At 43.6% G+C, this 13,665-nt stretch carries 12 protein-coding genes; 4 read left to right on the forward strand and 8 right to left on the reverse strand.

The window, feature by feature from the left end:
- On the forward strand, nt 1-514 hold a 514-nt coding region (locus EGI32_RS08030), incomplete at its 5' end, for a hypothetical protein (RefSeq protein WP_255154872.1).
- A 267-nt stretch (nt 515-781) separates the two neighbouring features.
- Complete coding sequence (locus EGI32_RS08035) at nt 782-1,435, forward strand: DsbA family protein (protein WP_255154873.1); 654 nt, start codon at nt 782-784, stop codon at nt 1,433-1,435.
- 59 nt (nt 1,436-1,494) lie between these two features.
- Here EGI32_RS08035 and EGI32_RS08040 read toward each other — a convergent pair whose 3' ends face one another.
- From EGI32_RS08040 to EGI32_RS08060, 5 genes are all read right to left on the reverse strand, one after another.
- Nucleotides 1,495-1,884, reverse strand: coding sequence for a DUF6520 family protein (locus EGI32_RS08040; RefSeq protein ID WP_255154874.1), 390 nt, complete (start codon nt 1,882-1,884; stop codon nt 1,495-1,497).
- Nucleotides 1,885-1,923: 39 nt separating this feature from the next.
- Complete coding sequence (locus EGI32_RS08045; RefSeq protein ID WP_255154875.1) at nt 1,924-2,409, reverse strand: Spy/CpxP family protein refolding chaperone; 486 nt, start codon at nt 2,407-2,409, stop codon at nt 1,924-1,926.
- Nucleotides 2,410-2,751, reverse strand: coding sequence for a hypothetical protein (locus tag EGI32_RS08050; RefSeq protein ID WP_255154876.1), 342 nt, complete (start codon nt 2,749-2,751; stop codon nt 2,410-2,412).
- Between the two features lie 5 nt (nt 2,752-2,756).
- Nucleotides 2,757-3,326: an RNA polymerase sigma factor gene (locus tag EGI32_RS08055; protein WP_255154877.1), complete on the reverse strand. Its 570-nt coding sequence runs from the start codon at nt 3,324-3,326 to the stop codon at nt 2,757-2,759.
- 167 nt (nt 3,327-3,493) lie between these two features.
- On the reverse strand, nt 3,494-6,367 hold the full coding sequence (locus tag EGI32_RS08060) for an outer membrane beta-barrel protein (RefSeq protein ID WP_255154878.1): 2,874 nt from the start codon (nt 6,365-6,367) through the stop codon (nt 3,494-3,496).
- A 243-nt stretch (nt 6,368-6,610) separates the two neighbouring features.
- On the opposite strand from EGI32_RS08060, the gene EGI32_RS08065 reads away from it, so the two are divergent.
- Nucleotides 6,611-7,138 carry a DUF5606 domain-containing protein gene (locus EGI32_RS08065; RefSeq protein ID WP_255154879.1) on the forward strand — a complete coding sequence of 176 codons (528 nt, stop codon included), beginning with the start codon at nt 6,611-6,613 and terminating at the stop codon, nt 7,136-7,138.
- A 167-nt stretch (nt 7,139-7,305) separates the two neighbouring features.
- On the forward strand, nt 7,306-9,018 hold the full coding sequence (locus tag EGI32_RS08070; RefSeq protein WP_255154880.1) for a M3 family oligoendopeptidase: 1,713 nt from the start codon (nt 7,306-7,308) through the stop codon (nt 9,016-9,018).
- A 104-nt stretch (nt 9,019-9,122) separates the two neighbouring features.
- Here the strand turns inward: EGI32_RS08070 and EGI32_RS08075 are convergent, their stop codons facing one another.
- From EGI32_RS08075 to EGI32_RS21295, 3 genes are all read right to left on the reverse strand, one after another.
- Nucleotides 9,123-9,545 carry an SRPBCC family protein gene (locus EGI32_RS08075; protein ID WP_255154881.1) on the reverse strand — a complete coding sequence of 141 codons (423 nt, stop codon included), beginning with the start codon at nt 9,543-9,545 and terminating at the stop codon, nt 9,123-9,125.
- Nucleotides 9,546-9,656: 111 nt separating this feature from the next.
- Nucleotides 9,657-10,406 carry a LytTR family DNA-binding domain-containing protein gene (locus EGI32_RS08080; RefSeq protein WP_255154882.1) on the reverse strand — a complete coding sequence of 250 codons (750 nt, stop codon included), beginning with the start codon at nt 10,404-10,406 and terminating at the stop codon, nt 9,657-9,659.
- Nucleotides 10,399-13,416 carry a histidine kinase gene (locus EGI32_RS21295; protein ID WP_255154883.1) on the reverse strand — a complete coding sequence of 1,006 codons (3,018 nt, stop codon included), beginning with the start codon at nt 13,414-13,416 and terminating at the stop codon, nt 10,399-10,401. The genes EGI32_RS08080 and EGI32_RS21295 overlap by 8 nt, the downstream gene beginning before the upstream one ends.
- Nucleotides 13,417-13,665 lie beyond the last annotated feature (249 nt).

Raw genomic sequence — 13,665 nt, forward strand, 5'->3', positions numbered from 1 at the left:
CTTCAGGTTCAATGCAGACAATACTTTTCAGTTCATGTATATATATGGCGCCAGCGACCGTAGCGCACACGGTACTTACACGGTAGAAAACGATAAAGTGATCCTGCACGGAAGTAAAACTGCCAGCAAGGATTTTGAACTGGTGGAAGAAAAAAGATCGGGCAACGGAATTACTGTAAGTATTGCTGATGAAAATGATATGCTGCTCCGCAATGTTGTTTGTTATTTCATCCATAAAAAAGATACACTGGTGGCGGAAACAAACGGAGAAGGCATTGCAACTGTAACCATGCCCGATTGCGAAGAAGTGCAATTGATCCATGGTTATTTCCCCGACGTTCCTACATCGTACAAGATCAAAGGGAACAGCAATAATTTCTTTCAGTTTGCCCTCAAGCCTTCGCTCACCGAAGTGGTTTTTGATCATGTGCAGCTGGATATTAAAGATGGCAACCTGTACGGCTCTAATATTTATCTGTTCGGACAGGCGCCGGTGCAATTCGTGAAGAACTGAAAAATTACGAATTTAAGCGAAGGTATGAGCGAGAAGAGGATCGCAGATTAAAAAGGATGAAGGGGATTACACAGATTGTTTCCTGCTGCGCAGAAAACGAAAACGCAGTTTGTAAGTCCCGCAGTTTGTTAAATGAAGCCAGGTTTTTATAAACTGCATTTTGGTTTTTCACGCAGTGAAAAATAATCCGTGTAATCACCTTTATCCTTTTTAATCTGCGATCCCCTTAGCTCAAATATCTTCGCTTAAATTCGTAATTTTGCTCTCATGGAAAAACCTGTATTATTATACTGTTACGATGCTTATTGCGGCTGGTGTTATGGCTTCAGCCCGGTGATCAAAAAAATAGCGGAAGAATTTAAGGAAGAATTGGAAACGGAAGTGTTGAGTGGCGGCATGATCCTGCCGGAAAAACCTGTTCACATTAAAGTGACTGCAGGCTATATCCTTAATGCCTATAAAAATGTGGAAGAGCTTACGGGCATTACATTTGGCGAAGATTACCTCTGGCACATCCGCAACCCGGAAGAAAGCGACTGGTACCCGAATTCTGAAAAGCCTGCTATCGCGATGTGCATTTTCAAGGAATATTATCCCGAACGGGCGGTTGAATTTGCTTCGGATCTTCAATACGCTTTACATTTCGAGGGCCGCGACCTTACAGACGATGAAGCTTATCGTCACCTGCTGGAAAAATACAGTATCCAGGAAGAAACGTTTTACGAAAAACTGAAAAGCGATCAGTACAAGGAAATGGCTTATTACGAATTTTCCCTGATGAAACAGCTACAGGTAAATGGTTATCCTACTGTACTTATACAAACCGACGACCTGAAATTCACCATGGTGGCAAGAGGCTTTACCGATCATGAAACGCTCAAAGAACGGATCAGCCTGGTCCTTCAGGATATCAACAGTTAATACAATGAAAAAGCGGCAAGTATTTTGCCGCTTTTCTTATATGCTCATGCTGTTTATTATTAATTAGCGCCTGGTTTCGGGTTCCTCTTAGGCCTTAATGACGGTACAATTTCATTTTGAAATTTTGTATACTGTTCTTCAGTCATGATCAGTTTGAGCTCAACATCCCTTTGTTTGGTAAGCTCTTCGTTTTTCAATTTCATAGCATCCCTGTCGCCGCCAGCTGCACGCATTTCTTCAAATGCTTTTTGCTGAGCAGAGAAAAAATTGGTCAGCACCACCTTCACTTTCGGTGCCTGTTCTGCTGTTAGGTTCAATGGCGCCATTTTTTCCAGCGCAGATTCCACCCTTTGCTCAGGTGTAGGCATCTGCCTGTTTTCCTGCTGAGCAAATACAGAACCGATGGTGAAGATCATTGCAAATGCACTTAATAATAATTGCTTTTTCATTTTTTTATTTGTTTTAGATTTTAAATTTATTTGAAATTCTTATTTATCGCGTTCTTTTGTTTTGTCCTTTTCATCCCCCCTGTTTCTCACCATCACTTTGTAAAAGCCGGTATCAAACTGAAGCCGTTGCGATGGTGTACATATTCCACGGATGTCGCGGATGTGTTTCAGCATCATCAGTTCCAGTTGCTGCTGCTGCGCTGCTGAATATGTAGCAGCATTGAGGATAGAGCTATCGCTGAACCCGTTTGCGCCAATGGACCTGAAGGCCGCTTCTTTTCGGATGCGCATGCTGTCGAACAGTTGTTTTACCTGCCTCCTGTGTTGCGCCTTGATGCTGTCGAACTGTACCATCTGCTGGCTGCTGAAGCCTATCTCTTTTGTGAGGTACAACCCCATCTGGCTTTTGCGTTCTGGTTTTTTATCCGGCTTTTCGAGTAAAAATAAGGAAAGAAGGATAATATTAGCCGCAAGCAATATGCCGATCAATATGATGAGGACCTTATTTCTTGGTTGTGTATTCATTTATGGTTCCTGGTTTTCTATATCATAAATACTTGATACATTGATCGCAAAATCGTAACGGATATTGGTGGTGCCCTGCGTCAAGGCCGCAGGCGTATTATTTTTTTTGAGCGAATTGATCACAAAAATGTTCATCACGATGAATACCATCATGCCGATCCCTGCTATTTTGGGCTTGCTGAGCAAGGCTCCTGCCCTCGACCAGAAATTGGGCGCTTCCAGCGCATTCAGTTTTGCATTGATCCTGGTAAGAAGGTAAGGCGCCGGTGTAGCCCTCGAAACCCCATCCAGGCTTTCGAGCGAAGCGGCTATTTTTTTATGTATATCATCGTGCTCCATCATGATATTTATTTAAGATTTTTTTCGTAATAACCTTTCAAAATCGATTTAAGGTTTGTCCTGGCCCTTGCCAGCAGCGAATCCACGGCCACCACACTCATTTGCAATACTGCCCCTATCTCTTCATTACTCAGCGACTCCAGCTTTTGTAAAACAAATGCCAGCCGTTGCTTTTCGGGCAGCTTGCGGATAGCATTGAACAAAGCCGCGGCATTCTCCTTATTATCCAGCTTCACGCCCGGGTGATCAAAAGAAACAGGCACTTCGGCTTCTGTTGGCTCAAAGATCCTTTTGAGTAAGCCGCCGCGTTTTTGCCGCTGCTTCTTTTTCTCCATGTCGAGCGATTTGCTGATCGTGATCCTGTAAAGCCAGGTGCTCAGTTTCGCTTCTTCCCGGAAATCGCCTATAGATTCGTATACCTGTACAAAAACTTCCTGTGTAATATCCTCCGCATCTTCTTCGTTCTGCACAATACCCAATGCCGTATTGTATACCATATCCTGCCACAGGTTCACGATGTCGGCAAAGACAGCGTTGTCACCCATTTTCAGTCGCTCCAAAATATCAGCCTGGTTCAAAAAAATTACTTTATTAGATATCTTTTAAAGATAATTAATTTACCAAACCTCCATCATCCAAATAAAACAATTCTCGCAATATTAAAGAGCTATGCCTAAAAAGTTGTCGGGCTGAGCTTGTCGAAGCCTTATCGAATAGCCTTCGACAAGCTCAGGCTGACAGAAAATTAAAAACCCGGTCCGCCCATTGGGCCACCCATCGGCCTGAAATCGCCACCACGGTTGTTTTGATTGCCGGATGATTTAGCTACGCCGAAATTTTTCAGGTTGTATGTAAAAGTGAGCATGAAATATTGCTGCAATACTTTATACTGCGCATCCTGGATCTCGGTACCGGTTACTGTACGGACGATGCTCTGATTTTGTTTCAACAGATCGAAAACAGATAGTTTCAATTCACCCGCCCTGTTCTTCAGGAATTTTTTACCAATTGCTGCGTTCCACAAAGTGAAATGCTGATCAAGGCCTGCAGACAAACCGCTGTAAAGCTGTGTGCTCACATCATTCTGAATGAACCAGCCTTTTTTATTCAACAGGTTCAATGTTCCGCCGATCGCCTGGTTTACATAATTATTGGTAGAAGTGCTGCCGCCGGTTGTTTTGGCATTGTTGAAATTAGCGCTGTAAGAAATATTAAAATCCACATATTCGCTGATATTACTGGCGAAAACAACTCCTGCATTGTATACTAAATTATCTGTTTTTGTTGCCACATAATTCACCTGGCCCGGCAACTGCGAATAGCTGAAACCTGCATTCACATTGATATTGGTCTTGATACCCTTTATCGGCTGGCTATAGGTGAAGAAGGTACGCAAACTTTTATAGCCATCCAGGTTGATAGGTTTGGTAAGCTGAGAACCCCTGTTCAGCACGATCCCCTGCTGGATGGCAGAATCCTTGCTGGCGATGAAGATCGCATTGGAAATATAATCAGCTGCGGTCTGCAATAATATGTTGGCGAAAAAGCTCCCGCTTGTTTTTGAATTGGTATAAGAGTAACGTCCTGCTACAAAATGTGTGTAGGATTGTTTCAGGTCGGGGTTACCGCTGCTTACACGCAATGGATTGGTAAGGCTCACCACATCCTGCAACTGGTTCACGCTCGGGAAGTTGGTAGAGGCACGGTAAAATACACGGATATTGCTGCTGTTGGATATTTTCTTCCTCCACATGAGGTTGGGCAGGAAGTTGGAAAACGTCTGGTTCACCGATGTCTGCGTAGGGAAAACCCTTTGGCTTTCCAGCTTTGATGTCTGGAAGTTCACCCCTACCATAAACATTTCATCCCTGCTTTTGGCAAGCCTGTAGCTAAGCCCGGCATTGTTGGTGGTGATGGTATTATCAAATTTGTTGGAGAATGTAGTATCAAAATCGGAATATTTTCCGTCGATGTTATCGAAGTTGTATGTCTTCTGGTCCGCTTTGTTTTTTTGTACGCTCGGGCTGTAGTCGATCTGCAGTTGCCCTTTTTTACCGATCGGTTCCGTGTAAGCGATATTACCGCCGATAGTGTGTCCGTTGGTAGCATTATCAACAAATTGATTTTGCGTAGAATCGCTGCTGAACCCACCCGACTTGTCGAAGAAACGGTAATAGGCATCGATCACCGATTCGCCATCATTTTTTGTAAATGCGGTATTGAAACCAAATGAAATGGTACGTCCGCGTTTTGCAAAAGAGTGACGGAACATGATGTTGTTGCGGATATTATATCCGTTTCTGTCGTAATTGGAATTCGAGATGGAATTGTTGATAGAATCCCCAAATTGATTCAGTGTGTTCAGATTGGAAAACGACCTTGAATTATTCGATTGGAAATTGATGCTTGGTATGATAAAAAGTGAATTGTTGGAATCTATTTTATATTCCAGCCTGAAGTTGATACGATGGTTGTTGTTCACCGTCCGGCTGGTACCGCTCTGGCTGGTAAACTGTGTGGTATCGTACCCTACTGTCTGGGTGTTGATGAAAGATTCGTTGTCGTTGGTGCTGTTATTAAAGAAATAACTTCCGGTCACATTTACCTTTTTACCCCACTTATCGCTGTAGTTTACACCGATGGCGTTGGTTTTACTGATCCCATTCGACTGGCCTACAGAGAAATTATCTCCACCACCGCCGCCTGGCCCCCTTCCGCCACCGCCACCGCGGTTGCCGCCACCGCCGCTGCTGGTAACACCAAGCAGATCCTGTGACCCGAAATTCTGCTGGTTGATATTGTTGAAATTCCCCACAAAAGATAAGCGCCTGTCGCCTTTGAAAAAGCTCACGTTACCTCCTGCATTATATCGGCTATCTGTTCCATATCCGCCGTAAATGCGGCCAAACTGGCCATTCTTTATCCCGGATTTCGTAACCACGTTGATCGCTTTCACGCTATTGCCATCGTCAAAACCGGTAAGCTGGGCCTGGTCGCTAAGCCTGTCGAAAACCTGTATCTTATCCACCACTTCCGATGGCAGGTTTTTCAAAGCCGCGGATGCATCGTCGCCAAAAAAGTCTTTCCCGTCAATCGTCACTTTTTTTACTGTTTCGCCCTGCGCCGTTACCGTACCATCTTTTGCCACGGTGATGCCGGGCATTTTTTTGATCAGGTCTTCTGTGGTGGCATCGGGATTTACCTTATATGCACTTGCTGCAAACTGCGAAGTATCGCCTTTTTGTATCACGGGAGTGGCTTTGGAAACCACCGTCACCACGGAAAGGTCTTTTCCCTGCCTGTCGAGCCCGATGCTGCCAAGATCCCTTTCATTATTATTAATGGTAATAAAAGAAATATATTCCTGGTAATTAACGGTATTTACTTTAACGATAAAACTGTCGTTGGGAACATTTGTGAAGGCGAAAGCGCCCTTACTGTCTGAAACCGTGGTGATCACCGTGCTGGAATCCAGCTGTAGCAATAGCGCCACGGTGGCGCCCGCAATAGGGGACTTATCTGTTTTGTCTGTTACAACTCCTTTAATAGAAGCTGTTTGCGCTTTTCCTGTAAAAGCCACCACGTTTAAAAAAACGGTCAATAGTACTAATCTGAGCATAAAATCTTTTTTCAATTAGGGTTTAGACGTCAAATCCTTTTCCAAACTGTCGGGAAGGTGAAAGTTTTTTTCAGTTGGAAGTTTTTGAGGAGTTCAAAAGGTTCAAAAGTTCAAAATGTTTAAAATGTTGTTTAGCCTTCTTAACCTTTGAGTTTCCTGATTTTCTTGAACCTCTTGAACTTTTAAACCTTTTGAACATTTTGAACCTTTTTCGCTAAATTGCAGCCCTAAATTTTTCTTAATATGAATTATAACAAACTGGTGTCTGTAACAGGCCTGGGCGGATTATTTGAATTGGTATCTTCAAAAGCTGATGGTGGCATTGTGCGCTCCCTGGAAGACAAGACCACAAAATTTGTAAGCAACAGGATACATAGTTTTTCGCACCTGGAAAGCATCGAAATATTTACGATCAAGGATAATGTGAACCTGGTAGATGTTTTTACTGCCATGAAAAACAGCAAGGAAGCGATCCCGGATGCAAAAGCCGATGCGAAAGCCATCAAAGCATATTTCGAAAAAGTATATCCTGATATGGATTTTGAAAGGGTATATGGCAGCGACATGAAGAAAATGGTGAAATGGTATGATATCCTCACAAAAAACAACGTGGAGATCAAGCTGAGCGAAACCACTGAAGAAGATGGTACTGCTTCAGAAGTAGTTGCCGAAAAGAAAACCGCGGCAGCCACCAAAGCTGTTACACCAAAAGCGGCAGCCGTAAAGGGTGGCCCTGCAAAAAAGATCAATACGCCACGCAAGATGGCTTAATATCTATGATGTAAGATGTATGATGTATGATCTCTTTCGGGTCGTGCGTCATACATTTTCATTTATACGATGTTCATCCCAAGCTCAAGGCAATATCACACATCACACATCACACATCACACATCACACATCACACATCACACATCACACATCATACATCATACATCATGTATACCGCCGACATCCAAAAAACACCCCGTACCTATTTACCCGCCGGTTTTTCGCCAGTAAACTGGGAAGTGACCGAACCCTATTTTAAAGAATTGCTCGAAAGGCCGCTGACCGATAAGGCTTCGCTGGAAAAATGGCTGAGCGACCAGAGCGAGATTGAAGCCGCCGTAAATGAAGATGCCTGCTGGCGGCAGATAAAAATGACCTGCGATACGGAAAACAAGTCGCTGGAAGAAGCGTTTACTTTTTTCTGCATGGAGATACAGCCCAAGATACAGCCGTATTCCGATGCGCTGAACAAAAAGCTGGTAGCATCCCCATTGCTGAAAGAACTGGACGAAGAAAAATACCATACTTATCTCCGCAGCATCCGTAAAAACATCGAACTGTTTCGTGAAGAAAATATAGCCTTGCAGGCGGAAATAGCCGTGCTGCAGCAGCAGTACGGACAAGTAACCGGCGCCATGATGGTAACGGTTAACGGCAACGAATACACGCTGCAGCAGGCGGCAAAATTCCTGGAGAACCCGGACAGGGGACTGCGTGAAGAAGTGTATCGCAAGATACAGGACAGGCGCCTTCAGGATAAGCCAACATTAGATGAATTGTACGACAAACTCATTGCGCTGCGCAACAAAGAAGCGCTGAATGCAGGGTTTGACAACTACCGCGATTATCGTTTTAAAGAACTCGGGCGTTTTGATTATACCAAAGAAGATTGTTTTCGTTTTCACGATGCGGTAAAACAACATGTGCTGCCATTGGTGAACGATATTTACCGCCATAAAAAAGCGGTGCTTGGGGTAGATACTTTGCGTCCGTGGGATAGCGATGCCGAGCCGGAAGGCAGTACACCATTGCGCCCGTTCAAAACCGGCGACGAGCTGTTGCAGAAATCGATCGATTGTTTTACAAAGCTGCGCCCCTTCTTCGGGCAATGCCTCGAAAAGATGAAATCGATGCACCACCTCGACCTCGAAAGCCGCAAGGGTAAGGCCCCGGGAGGGTATAATTGTCCGCTGGCGGAAAGCGGCGCACCATTCATTTTCATGAACGCGGCCGGGCAGATGCACGACGTGACCACCATGGTGCACGAAGGCGGGCATGCCATCCACTCATTTCTGGCACACCCGCTCCAGCTGAACGGCTTCAAAGAATACCCGATGGAAATTGCCGAAGTGGCCAGCATGGCGATGGAATTGTTCAGCATGGACCATTGGGAAAGTTTCTTCGATTCGGAAGAAGACCTCGTTAAGGCAAAAGCCCATCAACTGGAAAGGGTGATCACCATTTTTCCATGGATCGCCATCATCGACAAATTCCAGCATTGGATATACGAGCATCCTGTTCATTTACATGAAGAAAGAACCGCAGCCTGGACGGCTATCCTGAAAGAATTCCAGGACGATGTATTTGATTACAGCGGGCTGGATGCTTACCGCAACAATGCATGGCAGCGCCAGTTGCACCTGTTTGAAGTACCATTCTATTATATTGAATATGGCATTGCACAGCTCGGCGCTATCGGCATGTGGATGCAATACAAAAAAGACCCGCAGCAGGCGCTGGACAACTATTGCAACGCACTGAGCCTGGGCGGCACAAAAACACTACCCGAACTTTATAAAACCGCAGGGCTTGAGTTTGATTTTTCTCCGGAAAAAATAAAAGGGCTGATGGAGTTTGTTAAATCACAGATGAAGTCATAATTAATAATGAATAATTAATAGTTAATAATTCATTTGGATCGAACCGCTTCTGTTAATTGAAAAACATTCGGCTGAAGGAATTATTAATTATACATTATTAATTATTAATTGCCTTCCGTGTAGTTTTTAAAATTATCCAATATCGCCTGCCAGCCCATCTGCTGCATCTCCACAGGGTTCTGTTCTTCTGCATCGAAGCTTTCGGAAATGTGGGTGCTGTCGCCATCGGCAATAAAGGTGATCTTTACCTTACGCTGATCGCCGAGTGTATATCCGATGTAGTTGTTTTCTTCAACAGCATCGTAAATGCCTCCAAAATCAAATCCCATACTGCCATCCTTTGCCTCCATGCGGGAGGAGAAACTACCGCCTGCACGAAGATCGTTGCTGGCCGTTGGTGTATGCCAATCGGGTGATGCGAATGCCCATTTGGTGATATGCGCCGGTGTGTTCCAGTATTCCCATACTTTACTTACCGGTGCATTTACGGTAGCCGTTACCGTTATGACTGTTTTTTCTGTTGACATGGTGGCTCTGTTTTAGTGTGTGCTATCTATACCGCAAATATCCTGCGGATCTGTTATGCTCAAAAAGGCTTTACAGACATTCACCGGGGCTTTTGAGACAAAAATTTTGTTTTAATCTGGGAGGAAGCTCAGGAATTTTCCTTTTTTTCTTACAGATACCATCACCTTGCTTCCATCTTCCATTTCCATATACCCGTTTTTGCCGGGATAATATTTTTTCATCTTTTTCAGGTTGACGATCCAGGAATGGTGCACCCGTACGAATGTAGCTTCGGGCAGTTGCTGCTCAAATATCTTCAGGTTTTTTGAGCTCGTAAGCGTTTTGCCATTTGCCAGGTATAGTATGCTGTAACTGCCATTTGCTTCTATGCGGATGATATCCAACAGCTCTATGAACATTACACCGCCCGCAACAGGGATGCTGATCTTCTTATCCGCAAAAGCTTCATTCAGTTCTTTCATAAGGTTCGACACCGGTTCATTCGCCCCTTTTTGCACACGGATCTTTTTTTGAACCTTCTCCACCGCTTCCATGAGCTCAACGGTGCTGATAGGTTTCAGGAGATAATCCACCGCATTGGCCCTGAATGCCCTCACCGCGTATTCGTTGAATGCGGTAATAAAGATCACTTCAAAACTGATCGGTTTCAGCTGCTCAAGTAACTCGAAAGCATTGCCCTGGTTCAGTTCAATGTCGAGGAAAACAAGTTCCGGCTTCACTTTCCGGATAAGCTCTACCCCGTCTTTTAAGGTCCTTGCATTTCCCTGCATGAAAATGGTGGTTGCGCAATGCGTTTTCAGAAGTTCCTGGAGCAGTTTTAAATTTCCGGGTTCGTCTTCTATGTGTACGGCTTTAATCATTGGTGATTATTTTATAGGGTAGCTCAATCGACACCTTTGTTCCTGCAGGATTACCGTCTTTATCATACAGGTCGTTGATCTCGGGTATGGTGTTTCTCTCTTCGGCTCCGGGCAACAATTCCAATCGCTTACGGACGATCTCCATACCATAACTTTTTTGCCGGAAAAAAATATTGGACCGGTTTGCGGGAGAATGATCCCTGCCTATCCCGTTATCGGTGATAGTGCAGCGTATAACCGTACCCGTTAGTCCCAGCAGTATCGTTATCATCCCCTTTCTGTGTTCCAGGTGTTTGATGCCGTGGCGGATGCAGTTTTCTACAATGGGCTGCAGCATCATATTGGGTATTTCGGTATGGAAAATATCTATCCTCTCATCTGTTTCGATCCTGAATTCGAATTCGCCGGGGATACGCATCTGTTCCAGCACCAGGTATTCTTCCAGGTATTCTTTTTCTTCGGAAATACGGATATAGGGCCTGGCGGAAAGCTCCAGCGTTTTGCGGATCAGCCGGGCAAATTTTACCAGGTGTTCATTTGCCTGTTCGGCTTTGTAGCTCAGGATGAGCTGCTGTATCGAGGTAAGGCTGTTGAAAATGAAATGGGGGTTCATCTGCGAACGCAAGGCGGTTTGCTCCAGCTCCAGCATTTTTGTTTTTTGGACGGCGCTAAGATTTGCTTTCCGGGTGATAGTCTTGACTCTCACTTTATAAAAAGTAATACCCCCAAGTATCAACAGTAGTAAGCTTCCCGTCTTTAACCACGTATTCTGCCACCAAGGTTCCTTTACTATAATGGTCAATTTACAGATTTGTGAGAACCGGCGCTGGCTGAGGATCTCCGCTTTCAACTCAAGATCATATGTTCCGGGGGAAAGGTTTTCCAGCAATAGTTCTGTTCCGGTAATCGTTTGCCATGTAGTATCTGTTTTATTCAATCGATAAAAATAGTGGAGTTCATCTGTGGAGTTAAAACTGATAGCATCATAACCTATTTTCACCCGGTTATTGCTATACGGAACGGAAATGGAAGTAACATCAAGAGTATCGCCTTTATAATAGGTGATCTTATTAATATACAAAGGGATCTGCGCCGGTGGTCGATTCAGCAAGACCTCGGGTTTTTCTATCACATATATTCCATTTCCGGTGGCTACCAGTACATTCCCCTGGTAAGCGATCAACTGCTTAATGTTGAAATTGTCTAACCCGTCGTTTTTGCCGATGTTGGTGATCGTATATCGCAATGGGTCAAAAGATTGAAAATGTACTACAGATATCCCCTTGGCAGTAGCTATCCATAATTTATCATCTTGCGGTAAAATATATTTTACAGAATTGCTTAACAGCCCTTTATCTTCCGTAATGTTACCGATGATGTTAGTATCTTTCATTAGAAGGACTCCCCCAAAGCGAAGGGCTATTACATATAACCCACTTTTCATTTGGCGCATATGTGTCACACCTTTTTGAAAAATCCCGGATCCTGGTTTAAAAGCAGTTACACTATCCAGGTTTTTATTCAATGTAAACAGCTTGAATAGAGTGGAAACCCAAAACTGTTGTTTTGAATCCATAAAAAACATCGTGACATTCACGCCTTGGTAATCGCTACCATTTTTGCCGATTGAATGATTAAAAAGCGGAACATACATCCCTTTATCGTTGGTTGACATGTCGGGGTCGTACCCCCTTAACAAATGCCCAAATAAACTAATGATCCGGTTGCGTGCGGGAAAATAAATCTCAGAAGAACTTTGTATAACCATTACCTTATTTGAAATGGAATGGTTTATGGGTACCATTTTTGCCGTGTAATGTATTTTGGTATTTGTTGGTTTACAAGCCATGAATATAGTACCCTTATCGTTTCGTACCAGGTCTGATACATTCTCATTATACTCAGATAGCAGATGAGAAACTTTTTTGTTCGTTAATTCATATAGACCATTTTCGTTTGTGAAAAGAAGCACACTATCATTAACATTGAGCATCCTGGATATTGGCTGCACAATAGCCTCATCTCCTTGCAGGTTGTAAATCTGGATATTTTTGAGATAAAACACCCCGCGCTCCAGTGAAGAAAACCATGTTCCTCCTTCATAATCAACCATGATGGAACTGATGCCCAATCCTGGAAATATATGCATATCCTCCAGTGGCTTAAGATTGCGGTTAACCAATACCGCCCCATTTTTAATCATCCCGATCCAGATATTTTCACCTGCGTTCTGTATACACAATATATCACTCGGAAATTTTTTTGTTAACAAGGTACCATCCGCATTCAGTCGCGTCAATACCCTCCCTGCAAAAAAATATATATTTTTTCCATCAAAGGTGCAACCGATATGATTGAAAGATTCAGAGACCGCAGGGCTCTTATATATATTCTGTATGTTGCCTTTCTCATCCCGTACTTCTATCCTCCATTCTTTAAACGAATTGAACGTCGTTCTTCGTGCGAAAAAACTACCGGGGCTTGTTTTTATCAGACTAAACGTGTTGTAGTTTTTCTCTCTGGTTAAATAAATAAACTCTTGTATATGGCCTTCGGGAGAAATATCATAATTACTGTAATCACCTCCCGAACTGTTAATTTTCAATCCACCTTCCGGCGTAATGCAGGCATCCGAGATAAGCATGCCATTAATATACTTGGCAATGCTGTCATTATATCGGTAAGGATATATTTTTTCCTTTAAAAAATAAGACAATCTGCCTGTATGGGAAAAAAACCAGATACGCCCCTGCTCATCTTCCCTGATCTTAAAAACCACATTATCGGGTAAAGTGAAATGTTCCATCCGCGAGCCGTTGAAGCGTACCACCCCCTGATCGGTAGCCATCCAGATATAATCCCGGCTATCGCGAAAAACGGCATAAGCTTCGTTACTTGGCAACCCGTCTTCCTGCGTAAAGTTCCTGAATTTCAGTTCCTTCTGCTGTGCCAGCGCACTACAAAACTGCAGCAGGGCCAGCATTACCATAAAATAGATTCTACGCTTCACAACGCTAAAGATAAACGGTTAAATGCAATTATACCGTGGCTTCCGGCAGCTTCCGGCAAAAAAAATCAGGCGGGTAAAAAGCGGCTACAGTTATTAAGTTTTTATTGCAGTTATCAAGTTTTCTGTGCAGTTATTTTCTTTCCAGCTATTTTCACATTACTAACCTATTAACAAACGTAAAGGCGTTGTTCACCCTGAAAATACCCTAATAAAATAGGATTTAATCCCTAGAAAACTTTTACCGCTTTA

This window comes from Ferruginibacter sp. HRS2-29 (assembly GCF_024343615.1).
In the GTDB taxonomy this organism is placed as follows: Bacteria; Bacteroidota; Bacteroidia; order Chitinophagales; family Chitinophagaceae; genus Ferruginibacter.